Genomic DNA, 17656 nt, shown 5'->3' with positions numbered 1-17656 from the left:
CCGATGGGTCCGACATCCGCGAACAGTCAATCACTCTCTGTGGATAAGTTATCCACAGGGGGTGGCGGAGATCGGTGAACCGCGAGACGGTCCTGCCATGAACAAGCACCCCGAACCCATCGGCCCTTCCGAAGAGCAGCAGATCACCCTGCGAGGTCCGGCCGAGCTGGCCGACGCTCTTCCGTATCTCATGGGCTTCCATCCGAACGACAGCGTGGTCATGGTCGCCCTGCACGGCGGTCGGGGCCGGTTCGGTGGACGGCTCAGGCTCGGGATCCCGCAGTCCGCGCAGGAGTGGCCCGCGATCGCCGAGCAGCTCGCCGAGTGCCTGATCAAGGGCAGCGAGCGGCGCGGCGAACGGCCGGACGCCATCGTCCTCTTCCTCTGCCAGGATCCGGTGGACGGCGAGACGGGCAACCGGACCATGGAGCGCCTGCGGCCGTTCGCCCAGCGACTGCGTACCGCCTGCGGAGCCCTCGACGTGCCCGTTCTCGAAGCGCTGTGCATCTCGGGCAATCGCTTCTGGTCCTACGTCTGCCCCGATGCCCGCTGCTGCCCGGCCGAGGGCAACCCGCTGGCCGTGCCCGGCACTTCGGTCATGGCGGCGGCAGCCACCTACGCGGGCATCCAGGTGCGGGGATCACTGCGCGAGATGGAGGCGCGGCTCGCACCGCTCACCCGCACCTCGGACGACGCCCAGCTGCGGGCCCTCGACTCGGCGGGCAGTGCGATGGTGCCCCTGCTGTTCGACCCGGAGCGCCGCAAGGAGATCGGCGCCGCCACGCTGAAGCTCGCTCGCCGGATCATGGACCGCCTCGGACAGGCACCCCCGGCGACACCCTCCCTGGCCGATATCAACGACGACCGGCTGATCACCGACGAGGAGGCCGCCTCGGTCATTCTCGGCCTCCAGGACAGGGAAACGCGCGACAAGGCGGCCGAGTGGATGGAAGGGACGGACGCGGATGCGGCGTTGAGGCTCTGGCGCGCGCTGGCCCGCCGCTGCGTCGGTCCGTACGAGGAGCACGCCGCGGCCCCTCTCACCCTGGCGGGCTGGGTCTCCTGGTCGACCGGCGACGAACCGGCCGCGCGTGTCGCTCTCGGGCTCGCACTGCGCGCCGATCCGCACTACACCTTCGCCCAGCTGCTGCACGAGGCGTGCAACCAGGGCCTTGACCCGGAAACCCTGCGGCGCTGCCTGCGCGGCGAGCGCGGCACGCGGACGGCCCGGCACACCAGGAGCGCGGAACGGGTCGCGGGGGCCCGTTCCGCGCGCGTGCGCCCGGCCTCTTCGCCACGGGGTCCGGGGGCGTCCGGAACGGCCCGCCTCGCGCGTGTGCGCCCGGCCGGGCGCGCCAGGACGCGTTCCGTTTCCACCCGGCCCGGCCCGGGTGCGGCGGGCCGGCGCCGAACCGTCCGTCCCGGAACGCGGGGGCGCCGAGGCATCGGGACCGGCCGTTGAGCGGCGTGCGGCGCCGGGTTCCGGCGCCGCACGCCGGGCTGGGCCCGACGCTGTCCCGAAGCGCCAGGGAGCCGGTTCCGGAAGCCGGCGAAGAGTAGCGGGGAAGGGTGTGTTTATCGTCAGGAAGACGACTATGATCACGGCATGCCGCTCTACGACCCGTCGAGCTTTCCGCCGTTCGCCGTCACCGTCGACCTGGTCGTGCTCACGGTCCGCCGACATGCCCTGTGCGCGCTGGTGGTGCGCCGGGGTGAGACCCCGTTCCAGGGCAGGTGGGCGCTGCCGGGTGGCTTCGTCAAGGCCGACGAGGATCTCGGGGCCGCGGCGGCGCGGGAGCTGGTCGAAGAGACCGGACTGTGCGCGCAGGACCCGGCCGCCCCCGCCGTCGGCAACGGCGCTCATCTGGAACAGCTCGCCACGTACGGGGACCCGGCGCGGGATCCGAGGATGAGGGTCGTGAGCGTCGCCCATCTCGCACTGGCCCCCGATCTGCCTGCTCCCCGGGCGGGCGGTGACGCGAACAGCGCGCGATGGGCACCCGTCGAGGACCTATTCGGCCCCGAAGGCGGTTTCGCCCCGGACGGTGAGCAACAGGCGCCGCTGGCCTTCGATCACGCGAGGATCCTCGCGGACGGGGTTGAGCGAGCCCGCTCCAAGATCGAATACTCCTCACTGGCCACTGCCTTCTGCCCGCCCGCCTTCACGGTCGGCGAACTGCGCAGGGTGTACGAGGCGGTGTGGGGCGTGGTGCTCGATCCCAGGAACTTCCACCGCAAGGTGACGGGCACGCCGGGCTTCCTGGTGCCCACCGGCGGGACGACCACCCGCCAAGGGGGGCGACCCGCTCAGCTGTTCCGGTCGGGGACGGCGACGGTGCTCAACCCGCCGATGCTGCGGCCCGAGGTCTAGGGCCTTTCCGGCCGGTCGGGGCCGCTGGGGGAGCGGCCCCGACCGGCCGGTGTTGGCCGCAGCCGGCTGGAGGGCGCGGTCGTCCGAAGCGCCGAGTGTCTCAACCTGCGCAAAAAGTCGTATATGTCGGGTTATCGTGCTGCGGTACTCACTCGCCGCCGGGCGGCCTCGCGTGCGCCGTCCCATTTCCTGCGAGAGAAGCGATGCTCCAGGCCATCGGACTCACCAGCGCCCGCACCCGTGGACGAACCCCCGCCGTTGACGACCTCACCTTCGACGCCGAGCCGGGCTGCGTCACGGCGCTGCTGGGGGCGCCGGGTTCCGGTAAGACCGCGGCCCTCAGGCTGATGCTGGAACTGGAGCCGGGCCGGGGCATCACCTATTTCCGGGGCCGGCCACTGCACCGCGTGCCGCGTCCGGCCGGTGAGGTGGGCGTGGTGCTGGGGGACGTGCCCGGGCATCCCGCGCGCACGGTGCGAGGGCAACTGCGCATGCTCTGCGCCGTGGCGGGCGCTCCCGCGTCCCGGGCGGACGAACTGCTCGCCGCCGTCGGCCTCGCCGGTCTGGGGGACCAGCGCATCGGTCGGCTCTCCCTCGGTATGGACCGTCGGCTGGCGCTCGCCTGCGCGCTGCTTGGCGATCCCCATACGCTCCTCCTGGACGACCCGGTGGAGGGCCTGTCTCCGAGGGAGGCCGACTGGTTGCACGGCATGCTGCGGTCGCACGCCGAGCGGGGCGGAACCGTGCTGTTCGCCACCAGTGACCCCAAGGAGGCCGCCCGATCGGCCGGCCACGTGGTGACCATCGACGGCGGACGCCTGGTCGCCGATCAGGACGGGGCGGCCTTCTCCCGTACTCGTCTGCGCCCCCGCGTGGCTGTCTGCTCCCCGCATGCAGCTCGCCTGGCCGCGATCGTCAGCCGGGAAGCACGAGTTGCACGGCGGTCCGTGGAAGTCGTCGCCGAAGCTGCCGGCAACCAGCTCTCCGTGTACGGCAGCACTTGCGCCGAAGTCGGTGACGCGGCCTTCCGGCACGGGCTCCCGGTCCACCAGCTCGCCGACGAGGTGGGCGACATGGGACCCGGCGGCACAGCCCGAGCGCCGGCGGTCGACGGCGCGGACGGCCCCCCGGAAGTCTCCGCGTTCGCGGTCGGGCCTCAGAGAGCGGCGCGTACAGCTGGGACTGATGTACCCGGCGTCTCGTCGCGTACAGCCACGGCTGACAGTCCTGGCCCCGTTTCCCGACCCGGCCGGCCGGCCGCGCGGAGTGAGGTTCCCCCCTCGATCAGACGGCGTCCGGCGCGAGGCCCCCTGCGGCCGGTGCGTTACGAACTGCGCCGCATGTTCGGCGTGCGGTCCACGACGGTGATCATGGCCGTGGTCCTCCTTGCTTCCGTGGGCCTTTCCCTGGTGCTGGCCCGTGGCGGCCGGGCCCCGTTGGCGCATGTGATCGCCGCCTGGCCCGCGCTGCTTCCGCTCCCGCCCGTCGCACTCGGGGCCGGGCTGCTCGGGGCGCTCTCCTTCGGCGACGAGTTCCGCTATCCGGCACTCGCCGCGGGCCGGGGGACCGTACCCCGCAGACTCGGCTTGCTCCTCGCCAAGCTGGTGGTGTCCGGTGGCGTCGCGCTCCTGCTGGCGGTGCTGGCGGTGCCGGCCTCGGTTGAGACCCTGCGCATCGTGTACGGCGGGGACTGGCTGCACCTCCCGTCGAACGCGGTGTCCCTGGCCGTGAGCTGGTCCGGCCTGACCGTCGGGTGTGCTTGGGCCGGGCTGCTGGCCGCCGGCGTCTTCCGAGTGGCGGCGGCGGGTATCGCCGCCGTGCTAGCCGTACCCGTAGTGATGGTGCCGCTCATCGAGCGGCTGCCGAAGGCGTCGACCGCCCGTTCGATGGCCGGGTTTCCGGACAGGCTGCGGGAACTGGCCTGGCTCCAGTGGCCGGGGGAGGCGGACCGGTGGCTGCTGGCCGCGGTCCGGATCGTGGCGCAGCCCGTGGGAGCCGGCCTGGCCTTGTCGTTGGCGGCCCTCATCTGCGCGTTCCTGTTCACCGGCCTTCGTGGCAGGGTCCGTTGGTGATCGGGAGGGGTGGCCGGGGAGCCGAGATCCTGAAGACTCTGTGAATCGTCCGGTTTATACCAGTAAGGCGTCAATTGAGGGGCGGGTGCCGATCACCCTTTCGTGTGCTTTTCAGCAAAGACCTCAAGGGGGGGCTGGGACCCGCCGACAAAGGATGCGTGAGTACCCTTGCGCACACCATGATGACCACCGCCCGCTCCGCCGATTCCGGCCTCGCCGGCCCGGGCGAACTCGACCGCTACCCCTATGCGGAGGCGCCGGCCGGCGAGCGTGCCGCCGCGCGTTCCTGGGGTGGTTCCGATGCCGAGCTCGGCCGTGTGGGCCGACGAGGATCGGCTAGCCGTGGCCGCGGGCTGCACGGCCAACTTGTCCAGCAACTGGGACAGATGATCGTTTCCGGTGACCTCGGTGCGGACCGCCCGCTGGTGCCGGAAGAGATCGGCCAGCGTTTCGAGGTTTCCAGGACCGTCGTGCGGGAGTCGCTGCGCGTACTGGAGGCGAAGGGGCTGGTCAGTGCCCGTCCCAATGTCGGGACGCGGGTCCGGCCGGTCAGTGACTGGAATCTGCTCGACCCAGACATCATTGAGTGGCGTGCCTTCGGTCCGCAGCGCGATGACCAGCGCCGTGAACTGGGTGATCTCAGGTGGACCATCGAGCCGCTCGCCGCGCGCCTCGCCGCGGGGCACGGGCGTGAGGACATTCAGCAGCGTCTTGCCGACATGGTCGAGATCATGGGGCATGCGCTGGGGCAGGGCGACATGATCACGTGCGCCCGGGCCGACTCCGAGTTCCACTCCCTGCTCATCCAGGCCGCGGGCAACCGCATGCTGGAGCACCTTTCCGGAATCGTCTCCGCCGCGCTGCAGGTCTCCGGAGGCCCGGCCACGGCGTGCGACCGGCCGAGCGAGGCATCGCTCGCTCTCCACGCGCGTATTGTCGACGCCCTGGCCTCCGGTGACTCCGCGAGCGCCGAGGCGGCCATGCGCCAGTTGCTGGTGGGTCACCACGAGGCGGAACGAGTGGTGCCGGCGCCGCGCGAGCACTGAGCGCGGCACGGGCAGGGTGTACGCGCCACGTGTCGTCGGACCCGGCGGTCCGGCGACACACAGGCGGGGAGATGTCGCCTTGGTCGTGTTCATCGCGAAATGGGGTGTGACTCGGGCCACGCGGATCGGACGTAACACTCCTCGAAACAGCGCGATGACTTAAGAGGTGACCGTCGCAGAAGGAATACAGCAGTCGTTCAGGGCGCTGTGCAGTTCTGAGGCCTAGCCCGCGCCGTCGGTGCATTCCCCGCCCGGCGGTCGTCGGTTCCAGCCCTCTCCGGGCCGGGCCGGAAGCCGTTTCCATCGTTCCGAGAGGTTGTTCGTGTCGGCCAGCACATCCCGTACGCTCCCGCCGGAGATCGCCGAGTCCGAATCTGTGATGGCGCTCATTGAGCGGGGAAAGGCTGATGGGCAGATCGCCGGCGACGACGTGCGTCGGGCCTTCGAGGCTGACCAGATTCCGCCAACCCAGTGGAAGAACGTTCTGCGCAGCCTCAACCAGATCCTCGAGGAAGAGGGTGTGACGCTGATGGTCAGTGCCGCGGAGCCGTCGAAGCGCGCCCGCAAGAGCGTCGCAGCGAAGAGCCCGGCCAAGCGCACCGCCACCAAGACCGTCGCGGCCAAGACGGCGGTGACGCGGACTGTCGCGGCTCCTGCTGCCCCCACCGCCGCCGAGCCGGCGGACCCGGCTGCCGAGGACGCCCCCGCAGCCGCGCCCGCCAAGAAGACCGCAGTCAAGAAGACGGCTGCGAAGAAGACCGCAGCGAAGAAGACGGCTGCCAAGAAGACAGCCTCGAAGAAGGCCGGCAAGCAGGACGACGAGATCCTCGACGGCGACGACGTCGTCGAAGAGGTCAAGGCCGGCAAGGGTGAGGAAGAAGAGGGCGAGGGCGAGAACAAGGGCTTCGTCCTCTCCGACGACGACGAGGACGACGCGCCCGCGCAGCAGGTCGCCGTCGCCGGTGCCACGGCCGACCCGGTCAAGGACTACCTGAAGCAGATCGGTAAGGTCCCGCTCCTCAACGCCGAGCAGGAGGTCGAGCTCGCCAAGCGAATCGAGGCGGGCCTGTTCGCCGAGGACAAGCTGGCGAATTCGGACAAGCTCGCCCCCAAGCTCAAGCGCGAGCTGGAGATCATCGCCGAGGACGGCCGCCGGGCCAAGAACCACCTGCTGGAGGCCAACCTCCGCCTCGTGGTCTCGCTGGCCAAGCGCTACACCGGCCGCGGCATGCTCTTCCTGGACCTGATTCAGGAGGGCAACCTCGGTCTGATCCGCGCGGTGGAGAAGTTCGACTACACCAAGGGCTACAAGTTCTCCACGTACGCCACCTGGTGGATCCGTCAGGCGATCACCCGCGCGATGGCCGACCAGGCCCGCACCATCCGTATCCCGGTGCACATGGTCGAGGTCATCAACAAGCTGGCGCGCGTCCAGCGTCAGATGCTCCAGGACCTGGGCCGCGAGCCCACCCCGGAGGAGCTGGCCAAGGAACTCGACATGACCCCCGAGAAGGTCATCGAGGTCCAGAAGTACGGCCGCGAGCCGATCTCCCTCCACACCCCGCTGGGTGAGGACGGGGACAGCGAGTTCGGTGACCTGATCGAGGACTCCGAGGCTGTCGTCCCGGCGGACGCGGTGAGCTTCACGCTGCTCCAGGAGCAGCTGCACTCGGTGCTGGACACGCTGTCCGAGCGCGAGGCCGGTGTGGTCTCCATGCGCTTCGGCCTGACTGACGGGCAGCCGAAGACGCTGGACGAGATCGGCAAGGTCTACGGCGTGACACGCGAGCGCATCCGTCAGATCGAGTCCAAGACCATGTCGAAGCTTCGCCACCCGTCCCGTTCGCAGGTTCTGCGCGACTACCTCGACTAGGTCGGCAGCGGTATCACAAGCAGTGAGGGCCCGGATCTCATAGGGAGCCGGGCCCTCGGCCTGTTTCAGATCCTGAAAATCGTGGGCCCCTCCGTGCGAGGCGGACGTGCGCATCGGCGTCGGCAGAATGACTCTGGGTAGGCAGCATCCATCACAGAGTCAGGAGTACGCATGTCCCGCACCGTCGTCCGCACCATGACAGGGGCGCTCGCCCTCGCCGCCGCCACGGCCGTGATACCGCTCGCCTCCCCCGCCCCGGCGGTCGCGGACAGCATCGTCATCGGAGGGCAGCCCGCGCACGTCGCCGACAGCCCGTGGGTAGTGGCGCTGTCCAGCCGTGACCGGTTCGGAGGTACCAGGGCCGGCCAGTTCTGCGGTGGTGTCGTGGTGGAGCCCAAGAAGGTGCTCACCGCCGCGCACTGCCTGAGCCGTGAAGCGCTGGGCACCGATGTCGACCAGGTGAGTGACCTGCGGATCATCTCGGGCCGGGACGAGCTCAACGGCACCGGCGGCAAGGAGATCCCGGTCGGCGGGACGTGGGTCAATCCTGGGTTCGACGCCACCACCAACAGTGGGGACGTCGCAGTGCTGACGCTCTCCGAGGCGTTGCCGGAAGGGGACACCATTCCCCTGGCCAAGGCCGGTGACTCCGCGTACAAGGCGGGCACCCCGGCGGTCGTCTACGGCTGGGGTGACACCACGGGCTCCGGCGACTACGCGTCGTCGCTCAGGTCCGCCCCGGTGAGCATCCTGTCCGACAGCTCGTGCCGGCAGGCCTACCCGGGCGGCAGGAACGGCACGTACGACGCCTCGTCGATGCTCTGCGCGGGCGAACCCGAGGGCGGGTACGACGCCTGCCAGGGGGACAGCGGAGGGCCTCTGGTGGCCCAGGGGCGGCTCGTGGGGCTGGTGTCGTGGGGGAACGGCTGCGGACGCGCCGGGAGCCCCGGCGTCTACACGCGGATCTCCGCTGCCATCGACTGGATGGCAGCTGCCGACTGACCGGCAGAGGCTCCGCAGGTACGAGAACGGGCGGCTTCCCTCGACAGGGGAGGCCGCCCGTCGGCCGGTCCGGGACCGGCCCCTGGCTCGTCGTGGATGCGAGGTGTCAGTGTTCCTCTTCGGCGGCTTGGGCCTGCACGGCCGTCAGCCGGTCCGTCTCATCCTGTATTTCCGCGGCGATCTTCTTGAGTTCCGGCTCGAACTTGCGACCGTGGTGGGCGCAGAAGAGCAGTTCACCGCCGCTGATGAGAACGACGCGCAGGTAGGCCTGGGCGCCGCAACGGTCACAGCGGTCTGCTGCGGTCAGCGGGCTCGCGGGGGTCAGAACAGTAGTCACGTCGCCTCTTCTCTAGCTCGACGAGCTGTCGTACCAGGGTCAACATCCAACCAGGCCGAAAACGTTCCCGCTCGTGGCTTTTCTTCGAAACTTCTTCTCGGTATGGCTGTCTGTTGCCGGTTCGCGGCGAATGTGCCGTATTGCGTGGCGCTACGGTTTCGCGTTGCTTGGCTTGGTCAGTCCGGGCCGGCTGGCTTGCCGGTTGTTCATGAGGACGTGCCCGGAGCCTAAATGGTTCATGCCTGGAAGGGAACGTGATGTGCACGTCACCCCCAGGAGCGATCGAACGTACATGCGAATCTGGTTTAGTGTGAGGGTTCTTCGAGGGTGGCGTTTCACCCGCTCCACCAGGCATCGGTACCCTCACAGCGGCAAACGAAGCGAGCCCGTGACCCACTGGGCCCCAAATGAAATTCAGCGAGGAGCGAACCGCGTGACCGCCGATACGTCCGTGCCGTCCACTGCGCTGCTGACCGGAGCAGACCGAGACGGTTCCAACTACACCGCGCGGCACCTGCTCGTACTCGAGGGGCTCGAAGCGGTTCGTAAGCGCCCTGGCATGTACATCGGGTCCACCGACAGCCGCGGCCTGATGCACTGCCTCTGGGAGATCATCGACAACTCCGTCGACGAGGCTCTCGGCGGGTACTGCGACCACATCGAGGTCGTCCTCCACGACGACAACTCAGTCGAGGTCCGGGACAACGGCCGGGGCATCCCGGTCGACGTCGAGCCCAAGACCGGCCTGTCCGGCGTCGAGGTCGTGATGACCAAGCTGCACGCCGGAGGCAAGTTCGGAGGCGGCTCGTACGCCGCTTCCGGCGGGTTGCACGGCGTGGGCGCCTCCGTGGTCAACGCCCTCTCCGCCAGGCTCGACGTCGAGGTCGACCGCAACAGCGCGACCCACTCGATCAGCTTCCGGCGCGGCGTCCCGGGGATCTTCACGGAGCAGGGCCCGGACAGTCCGTTCGATCCGGCCAACGGGCTGCGCAAGGGCAAGCGTGTCCCGAAGGCCCGCACCGGCACGAGAGTGCGGTACTGGGCCGACCGGCAGATCTTCCTGAAGGACGCCAAGCTCAACCTGGAGACGCTCCACCAGCGGGCCCGCCAGACGGCCTTCCTCGTCCCTGGCCTGACCATCGTCGTGCGCGACGAGCGGGGGCTGGAAGGCGCAGGCAAGACGGAGGAGACCTTCCGCTTCGACGGAGGCATCAGCGAGTTCTGCGAGTACCTCGCGCAGGACAAGGCCGTCTGCGACGTTCTGCGACTGACGGGGCAGGGCACCTTCAAGGAGACCGTCCCGGTTCTGGACGACCGTGGGCACATGACGGCCACCGAGGTCACGCGCGAGCTGGGCGTCGACATCGCCCTGCGCTGGGGCACCGGGTACGACACGAACCTGAAGTCCTTCGTCAACATCATCGCCACCCCCAAGGGCGGCACCCACGTGAGCGGGTTCGAGCGTTCCGTGACCAAGACGGTCAACGAGGTGCTGCGCTCCGCGAAGCTGCTGCGGGTGGCCGAGGACGACATCGTCAAGGACGATGCCCTGGAGGGCCTCACCGCGGTCGTGACCGTACGCCTGGCGGAGCCGCAGTTCGAGGGCCAGACGAAGGAGGTGCTGGGCACATCCGCGGCCAACCGGATCGTCGCCAACGTCGTCGCCAAGGAGCTCAAGGCGTTCCTGACCTCCACCAAGCGGGACGCGAAGGCGCAGGCCAGGGCCGTCCTCGACAAGGCGGTGGCGGCCGCCCGCACCCGGATCGCGGCCCGTCAGCACAAGGACGCCCAACGGCGCAAGACGGCGCTGGAGTCGTCCTCGCTCCCGGCGAAGCTCGCCGACTGCCGCAGCGACGACGTGGAGCGCAGCGAGCTGTTCATCGTGGAGGGCGACTCCGCGCTCGGTACGGCGAAGCTCGCACGGAACAGCGAGTTCCAGGCACTCCTGCCGATTCGCGGCAAGATCCTCAACGTTCAGAAGGCGTCGGTCTCCGACATGCTGAAGAACGCCGAGTGCGGAGCGATCATCCAGGTCATAGGAGCCGGCTCCGGGCGGACCTTCGACATCGACGCCGCCCGGTACGGCAAGATCGTGCTGCTGGTCGACGCGGACGTCGACGGCGCCCACATCCGCATCCTGCTGCTGACGCTCTTCCAGCGGTACATGCGGCCGATGGTCGAGGCCGGCCGGGTCTTCGCCGCGGTGCCCCCGCTCCACCGGATCGAGCTGGTCCAGCCGAAGAAGGGCCAGGACAAGTACATCTACACGTACTCGGACAACGAGTTGCGCCAGAGGCTGCTGGAGCTCCAGCGGAAGAACATCCGCTACAAGGACTCGATCCAGCGCTACAAGGGCCTGGGCGAGATGGACGCCGACCAGCTCGCGGAGACCACGATGGACCCGCGCCACCGCACGCTGCGGCGGATCAACATCGGTGACCTGGAGTCCTCCGAGAAGGTCTTCGACCTGCTGATGGGCAACGAGGTGGCGCCGCGCAAGGAGTTCATCACCAGTTCGGCGGCCACGCTGGACCGCTCACGCATCGACGTCTGAGCGTCGCTCCCGGACGTCGTCTCCACCCGTGGGTGGAGACGGCTTCTCCACCCATGATCCACCCGGGAGCCGATCTGCTGAGCCGGGCCTTTCCGTAGCTTCGGAGGTGCAGAACTTCTCGCATCTCGGAGGTGCCCATGCCCGGGCTCGTCAATGCCCTGGTGATCGTCGCGGTCATCGCGCTCGTCGTGGTCCGCCAGTGCTCGGCACAGCGGATCTCCGGCGACGGGCGCCGGTGGGTCCTGCCCGCCGTCCTGCTCGTCATGGCCGTGCGCGAGCCCGGCCTCATTGACCAGCACCATCGGACAGCTTCGGCCACCGTGCTGTGCGCCGAGATCTTGGTCGGAGTGGTGACGGGCGCCGGATGGGCCTGGACCTCCCGCGTCTGGCGTGCCGAGGACGGCTCTGTGTGGAGCAAGGGGACCAAAGCCACCGCCATGGTCTGGTCCGGTGGACTGGGCCTGCGGGCGGCTCTGTACGGGATAGCGGTCGTACTGGGCGTGCGTCAGGACAGCCCGGCCCTGATGGCGGCTCTCGGGGCGACTCTGCTGGTACGGGAGGGGCTGATGGCGCAGCGGGCCGCGGCGATACCCGCGCCGTACGGTGGGGCTCCTGCCGGCGTCCCGGTCCGGCAGGAACGGAAGGACCTCGTGTGACGCGCGCCGCCTGGACGAGCTGGCCTTCGCGCGAGGCACTCGAGCGGGACACCCGCAGCCGCGCGCGAACCGGGATCGCCTGGTCGGTACGGGCCGCCCTGCTCACTCTGATGCTGTGGGGGACCTTCACCAGCGGGTCGTTCGGGCCCTGGGAGATCGTTGTCGGGATTCTCGGGGTGTTCGTCTGCGCACTGCTCGCGGTCGCCTTCTTCCGGACCACGCTCGCCCACCGTCTGTGGCCGTCGCTCGGCCTGCTCGGGCTGCTGATGCTGGCCGCGTTCGGTGCGGGGCAGGCGGCGGCCGTCGTGCCCGCGACGGTGCTCTGGTGCGCCTGCGCGGTCACCTCGCTGGAACGGCTGCCTCTCTCCGCGGGAGTCCCGGCCACAGCGGTGGCCCTCGGTGCTTACGCGGTGGTCGACATGGACGACTGGATGACCACCGCGGTGACCACGGCAGGGCTCTGCCTCGCCGGGTACGTGCTCCGCCTGGATGCCGAGGCCCGCGGCAACGCGCGGCGGATGCTGGCCCAGGAGAGGGCGGCCAGAGTGGCGGAGGCGGAGACCGCCGCGCTGGACGAGCGCTCCAGGATCGCCCGGGAGATCCACGACGTGCTGGCGCACAGCCTCTCCGCGCAGCTGGTGCACCTGGAGGCCGCGCGCCTGCTGATCGAGAGGGAGCCCGCGGGGGAATTCCGGGACCAGGTTCTGCAGCGGGTGGTCGCGGCCCGCTCCATGGCCCGGGAGGGCCTCTCGGAGACGCGTCAGGCGCTCTCCGCACTGAGGGGTGAGGTGTCACCGGTGGAGGACTTCCTGCGGCAGCTGGTGACGGCCGAGCCGGCCGAGGTCCGGGTCGAGGGAGAGCAGCGGGCCCTGACCGCCCAGGCGTCGCAGACGGTCCGGCGGGTGGCTCAGGAAGCGATGACCAACGTCCGGAAGCACGCGCCGGGCGCCAGGGTGCTGATACGGCTGGAGTACCGACCCGATGGGGTCGTGTTGGAGGTGCGGGACTCGGGTGGGCGGGGGCCGGGAGGGGACCTGTCGGTCAGCGGATCCGGATACGGTCTGCTCGGGATGCGGGAGCGCGCCGAACTGCTGGGCGGCACGCTGGAAGCCGGTCCGGGCGAGGAGGGGTTCGTGGTGAGTCTGCGGGTGCCCGCGTGACGGCGCGGGTGGTGGTGGCCGACGACCAGGCGGTGGTGCGGGAGGGCATCGTCATGCTGCTCGGCCTGCTGCCGGGAATCGAGGTGGTCGGATCGGCCAAGGACGGGGAGGAAGCGGTCGCGCAGGTGGCCGAGCACGCGCCGGACGTCGTGCTGATGGATCTGCGGATGCCCCGCTGCGACGGGGTGGAGGCGACCCGGCGTATCAGGGAGGAGTTTCCCGGTACGCAGGTGGTGGTGCTCACGACGTTCGCGGACGACGACTCGCTGTTTCCCGCGCTCCGGGCGGGGGCGCGGGGGTACCTGACCAAGGACGCCGGGGGCGACGAGATCGTACGGGCGGTCGAGGCCGTGCTCTCAGGGGAGGCCGGGCTCTCGCCCACAGTGCAGCGCCGACTGCTGGAGCGGGTGACCACGGGGCCGCCCGAGGCCGGTGGCGGGGGTCCTGAGCCGGAGCTGCCGGACGGGATGACCCCTCGTGAGGCCGAGGTGCTGGTCCTGATCGCCGAGGGGATGTCCAACGCGGACATCGCCCGCTCCCTCCACATCTCGCAGGCCACGGTGAAGAGCCATATCAACAACCTCTTCGCCAAGGCGGGGCTCCGCGACCGGGCCCAGGCGGTGCGTTACGCCTACATGCGGGGTCTGGTCCGTCCACCTGGGAGATCCTTCACCTGAAGAGGTGAAGTCTGGCGAATGAAGTGCCCGGGATCTTCCCGATCTGCCCATTCTTGGATACGCGGCCGAAGTGGTCCGTGGACAAGGGGAGTTGTTCGGTGGAGAAGGAAGCAGGGCGCGAGTCCGCAGCGGTGCGGCTCGACGACCCGTGGGACGACGCGCCGGCCCCCGGGTGGGAGGAGCCGGAGGGCGCAGAGGGCTCCACGCCAGCCCCGGTGCCCGGGCGGGCCGCGCCGCGGGGTGGCCACAGCGCGGCGGACATCTACCTGGACGTGCAGCGCAGCGAGGCCTTCCAGGAGGTGCGCCGCCGCTACCGGCGCTTCGTCGTGCCCGCCACCATCGCCTTCTTCGTCTGGTACCTCGCCTACGTCGTCACGGCGGTGGCGGCGCCCGGGCTGATGGCGCGGCCGGTGGCCGGAGCCGTCAATGTGGCCATGGTCGTGGGGCTCGGCCAGTTCCTGACGACGTTTCTGCTCACCGGGGCGTACGCACGGCACGCGCGGCTGCGCCGGGACCGGGCCGCGCTGGATCTGCGCTGGGAGACCCAGGAGATGACACGGGGGGCCGGACGTTGAGCGGCGACCACCAGACACTGGCGCTGCTGCTGTTCAGCGCCTTCATCGCGGTCACCCTGGGCATCACCACCTGGGTGAGCCGCAACAGGCACGGTTCGGCGGAGGAGTTCTACGCCGGCGGTCGTCTGTTCTCCCCCATGGAAAACGGTTTCGCCATCGCGGGTGACTACATGTCCGCCGCTTCTTTCCTGGGCATCTCCGGCCTGATCGCCCTCTTCGGCTACGACGGGATGCTCTACTCCGTCGGCTTCCTCGTCGCCTGGCTCGTCGTTCTGCTGCTCGTCGCGGAACTCGTGCGCAACTGCGGTCGGTTCACCCTCGCTGACGTGGTCGCTGCCCGGATGGCGGAGCGCCCAGTCCGTATCGCCGCGGGGACGTCCTCGGTCACCGTGTCCGTGCTGTATCTGGTGGCGCAGATGGTCGGTGCGGGCAGTCTGGTGGCCCTGCTCCTGGGCGGGACGAGTGGTGCCGCCCGCTCCTGGACCGTCATCGGCGTCGGCGCGCTCATGGTCGTGTACGTGTCGCTGGGCGGCATGCGGGCCACCACCTGGATCCAGATCGTCAAGGCCGTCCTGCTCATGGCCGGCACCGTGGTGCTCACCGTCCTCGTCCTGGTCCACTTCCACGGGAACGTCAACGAGTTGCTCAACTCCGCCGCCGACCGCAGTGGGCACGGCAAGGAGTTCCTCTCGCCCGGTCTCCGGTACGGCGGGGGCTGGACGGCGCGCATCGACTTCATCAGCCTCGGCCTCGCCCTGGTGCTGGGCACCGCCGGGCTGCCGCACATCCTGTCCCGCTTCTACACCGTCCCCACCGCCCGCGCGGCCCGCCGGTCCGTCGTCTGGTCCATCGGGCTCATCGGCAGCTTCTACCTGATGACGATCGTTCTGGGATTCGGGGCGGCCGCGCTCGTGGGTTCGGCCGACGTACGGGAGTCGAATCCCGCGGGAAACACGGCTGTGCCGCTGCTGGCCATGGTCCTGGGCGGGGGAGATGGCTCCACCGGGGGCACGATCCTGTTCGCCGTGGTCGCCGCCGTCGCCTTCGCCACGATCCTGGCCGTCGTCGCGGGGATCACCCTCGCCTCGTCCGCGTCCGTGGCCCACGATCTCTACGCCTCGCTCAAGCGGCCCGGCAGCAGGCAACGCAGCGAGGTGACCGTGGCCCGGGTGGCGGCGGCAGGCATCGGAGTCGTCGCCATCGGCCTCGGTCTGCTCGCCCAGGATCTCAACGTGGCGTTCCTGGTGGGCCTCGCCTTCGCCGTCGCGGCGTCGGCCAACCTGCCGGTCCTGCTCTACTCGCTGTTCTGGCGGAACTTCACCACACGCGGGGCGGTCTGGTCGGTCTACGGAGGACTGATTCCGGCCGTGCTGCTCGTGGTACTCTCCCCGGTCGTTTCCGGCAGCCCCAGCTCGCTCTTCCCCGGCGTGGACTTCCAGGTCTTCCCGCTGGAGAATCCCGGCCTGGTCTCCATCCCGCTCGGCTTCCTGGCCGGCTGGGCCGGTACCGTCACCGCGAATGAACCGCCGGACGCGGCCAAGCACGCGGAGATCGAGGTGCGTGCATTGACGGGTGCCGGTGCGGTCTGAGCCCTGCGCCGGACGGTCAGACCCCCTCTGTGCAGAACACGCATGCCTCCCAGAAAGGCAGCGCGTTCAGGACTCGGTGGCGTACGCATGAGGCCATCGCGGCCTCGTGCGGCCCCGGCAGGGCGTCCGCGCCGGGCTTCGCGGTAGTAGGGTCGAAGTCCTCCACCATCGACCGGTAGGTGCGCAAGTAGCCCTCCGCCCGCGGAGGTTCGTACGTCAACTCCTCCCACCGGTGGCGGGACAGGGCCAGGTCGAGGACGCGCAGCAGGAAGTCCTTGGCCGCGGCGGCGTCCTGCGGCGAGTCGCCCCAGTCGAGCTCGTCCAGAGCGAAGCCGACCACGCCACGCCCCATGATGTTCTGGTCCTGGAGCGACAGGAGGGCGGCGAAGCGGAAGTCCCATGGTTCGCGGGCCAGCTCCGAGACGGCGAATGTCAGCACATCCACGAACACCGCCGTACCGCCGTTGGTCATGGACAGATGCCGGCCGTCGCCGCCCTCGAACTCGTTCATGACTTCGAGGGTATGGCCGGTTCGGCTCACGCCCCTAGGGGTGCCCGGTCGGGGTGGCGGCGGGTACGGTGGCGCCGACGGGGGAGCGGTCGGCGCAGGGCTCAGCGGGCTGGAAAGAAGCTTCTTACCGGGATTTGCCGAAATTCGTCTTCGACTCCCACCCCACGCAATCTGCTTGCGTTTCTTGCGCTAATCTTGCGCGTATGACGCGACGACTTGCTCAGGTGGCACAGAAGGTTGGAGTCAGCGAGGCCACGGTCAGCCGGGTGCTCAACGGCAAGCCGGGTGTTTCCGACGCCACGCGGCAGGCCGTCCTGTCCGCGCTGGACGTTCTCGGCTACGAGCGCCCGACCCAGCTGCGCGGTGAACGGGCGCGGCTGGTGGGCCTCGTCCTGCCCGAGCTGCAGAACCCGATCTTCCCCGCCTTCGCCGAGGTGGTCGGCGGTGCCCTCGCCCAGCAGGGCCTCACCCCGGTCCTGTGCACGCAGACCAAGGGGGGTGTCTCCGAGGCGGACTACGTCGAACTGCTCCTGCAGCAGCAGGTCTCGGGTGTGGTCTTCGCCGGCGGTCTCTACGCCCAGGCCGACGCGCCGCACGACCACTACAAGGTGCTGGCCGACCGCAAGATCCCGGTGGTCCTGATCAACGCGGCCATTGCCCACCTCGGCTTCCCCTGTGTCTCCTGCGACGACTCGGTGGCCGTCGAGCAGGCCTGGCGCCACTTGGTCTCGCTGGGGCACGAGCGCATCGGCCTGGTGCTCGGCCCCTCGGACCACATGCCCTCGCAGCGCAAGCTGGCCGCCGCGCGGGCACTCGCCGTGGAGTCGGGCACGAGCATCCCGGACGAGTGGGTGACCCGCGCGATGTTCTCGCTGGAGGGCGGGCAGGCCGCTGCCACGCGGCTGCTGGACGAGGGGGTCACCGGGTTCATCTGCGCCAGCGACCCGCTCGCCCTCGGGGCCGTGCGCGCGGCGCGGCGGCGGGGCCTGTCGGTGCCCGACGACGTGTCCGTCGTGGGGTACGACGACTCTGCCTTCATGAACTGCACCGAGCCCCCGCTCACCACCGTCCGCCAGCCGATCGAGGCCATGGGGCGCGCCGCCGTCGAGCTGCTCTCCGTGCAGATCGGCGGCCGCGCGGTGCCCTCCGACGAGCTGCTCTTCGAGCCGGAGCTGGTCGTTCGGGGTTCCACGGCCCAGCCTCCGCGCACGACGACTTCCCGCTGACCGTCGC

Annotated in this window: 15 protein-coding genes; 13 read left to right on the top strand and 2 right to left on the bottom strand. The window is 69.9% G+C overall.

Annotation, left to right across the window (positions count from 1 at the left end):
* The first annotated feature begins 97 nt into the window (after nt 1–97).
* The 6 genes from BLW14_RS07270 to BLW14_RS07245 all read left to right on the top strand — a co-directional run bounded on the left by BLW14_RS07270 (nt 98) and on the right by BLW14_RS07245 (nt 8364).
* Entirely contained in the window at nt 98–1462 is a 1365-nt protein-coding gene (locus BLW14_RS07270; protein WP_093705500.1) for a DUF4192 domain-containing protein, read from the top strand.
* Between the two features lie 144 nt (nt 1463–1606).
* Entirely contained in the window at nt 1607–2371 is a 765-nt protein-coding gene (locus BLW14_RS07265; RefSeq protein ID WP_093705498.1) for an NUDIX hydrolase, read from the top strand.
* A 203-nt stretch (nt 2372–2574) separates the two neighbouring features.
* On the top strand, nt 2575–4443 hold the full coding sequence (locus BLW14_RS07260) for an ATP-binding cassette domain-containing protein (protein ID WP_093705496.1): 1869 nt from the start codon (nt 2575–2577) through the stop codon (nt 4441–4443).
* A 179-nt stretch (nt 4444–4622) separates the two neighbouring features.
* A complete protein-coding gene (locus BLW14_RS07255; protein WP_305614388.1) occupies nt 4623–5489 on the top strand; it encodes a FadR/GntR family transcriptional regulator in 867 nt (288 codons plus the stop codon).
* 322 nt (nt 5490–5811) lie between these two features.
* Nucleotides 5812–7362, top strand: coding sequence for an RNA polymerase sigma factor (locus BLW14_RS07250; RefSeq protein ID WP_093710666.1), 1551 nt, complete (start codon nt 5812–5814; stop codon nt 7360–7362).
* A 171-nt stretch (nt 7363–7533) separates the two neighbouring features.
* Nucleotides 7534–8364, top strand: coding sequence for a S1 family peptidase (locus tag BLW14_RS07245; RefSeq protein ID WP_093705492.1), 831 nt, complete (start codon nt 7534–7536; stop codon nt 8362–8364).
* Between the two features lie 106 nt (nt 8365–8470).
* Here BLW14_RS07245 and BLW14_RS07240 read toward each other — a convergent pair whose 3' ends face one another.
* Nucleotides 8471–8701: a DUF7455 domain-containing protein gene (locus BLW14_RS07240; protein ID WP_018105354.1), complete on the bottom strand. Its 231-nt coding sequence runs from the start codon at nt 8699–8701 to the stop codon at nt 8471–8473.
* Between the two features lie 433 nt (nt 8702–9134).
* Here BLW14_RS07240 and BLW14_RS07235 point away from each other — a divergent pair, with 433 nt between their 5' ends.
* The 6 genes from BLW14_RS07235 (at nt 9135) to BLW14_RS07210 (ending at nt 15912) form a co-directional block, all read left to right on the top strand.
* On the top strand, nt 9135–11255 hold the full coding sequence (locus BLW14_RS07235; RefSeq protein ID WP_093705490.1) for a DNA gyrase/topoisomerase IV subunit B: 2121 nt from the start codon (nt 9135–9137) through the stop codon (nt 11253–11255).
* 137 nt (nt 11256–11392) lie between these two features.
* Complete coding sequence (locus BLW14_RS07230) at nt 11393–11911, top strand: CcdC protein domain-containing protein (protein WP_093705488.1); 519 nt, start codon at nt 11393–11395, stop codon at nt 11909–11911.
* Nucleotides 11908–13071: a sensor histidine kinase gene (locus tag BLW14_RS07225; protein WP_093705487.1), complete on the top strand. Its 1164-nt coding sequence runs from the start codon at nt 11908–11910 to the stop codon at nt 13069–13071. The genes BLW14_RS07230 and BLW14_RS07225 overlap by 4 nt, the downstream gene beginning before the upstream one ends.
* Entirely contained in the window at nt 13068–13748 is a 681-nt protein-coding gene (locus tag BLW14_RS07220; protein WP_093705485.1) for a response regulator, read from the top strand. The genes BLW14_RS07225 and BLW14_RS07220 overlap by 4 nt, the downstream gene beginning before the upstream one ends.
* A 131-nt stretch (nt 13749–13879) precedes the next feature.
* Entirely contained in the window at nt 13880–14323 is a 444-nt protein-coding gene (locus BLW14_RS07215) for a DUF485 domain-containing protein (RefSeq protein ID WP_093705483.1), read from the top strand.
* A complete protein-coding gene (locus BLW14_RS07210) occupies nt 14320–15912 on the top strand; it encodes a solute symporter family protein (RefSeq protein ID WP_093705481.1) in 1593 nt (530 codons plus the stop codon). The genes BLW14_RS07215 and BLW14_RS07210 overlap by 4 nt, the downstream gene beginning before the upstream one ends.
* A 16-nt stretch (nt 15913–15928) precedes the next feature.
* Here BLW14_RS07210 and BLW14_RS07205 read toward each other — a convergent pair whose 3' ends face one another.
* Nucleotides 15929–16423 (bottom strand): hypothetical protein, encoded by a 495-nt coding sequence (locus BLW14_RS07205; protein WP_093705479.1) that lies wholly within the window; start codon nt 16421–16423, stop codon nt 15929–15931.
* 203 nt (nt 16424–16626) lie between these two features.
* Between BLW14_RS07205 and BLW14_RS07200 the strand changes: the two genes are divergently transcribed.
* A complete protein-coding gene (locus BLW14_RS07200) occupies nt 16627–17649 on the top strand; it encodes a LacI family DNA-binding transcriptional regulator (protein WP_093705477.1) in 1023 nt (340 codons plus the stop codon).
* The last annotated feature ends 7 nt before the right edge of the window (nt 17650–17656 follow it).

This window comes from Streptomyces sp. 2131.1 (assembly GCF_900105515.1).
In the GTDB taxonomy this organism is placed as follows: Bacteria; Actinomycetota; Actinomycetes; order Streptomycetales; family Streptomycetaceae; genus Streptomyces; species Streptomyces drozdowiczii.
This window is presented reverse-complemented; position numbering and strand designations above follow the sequence as displayed.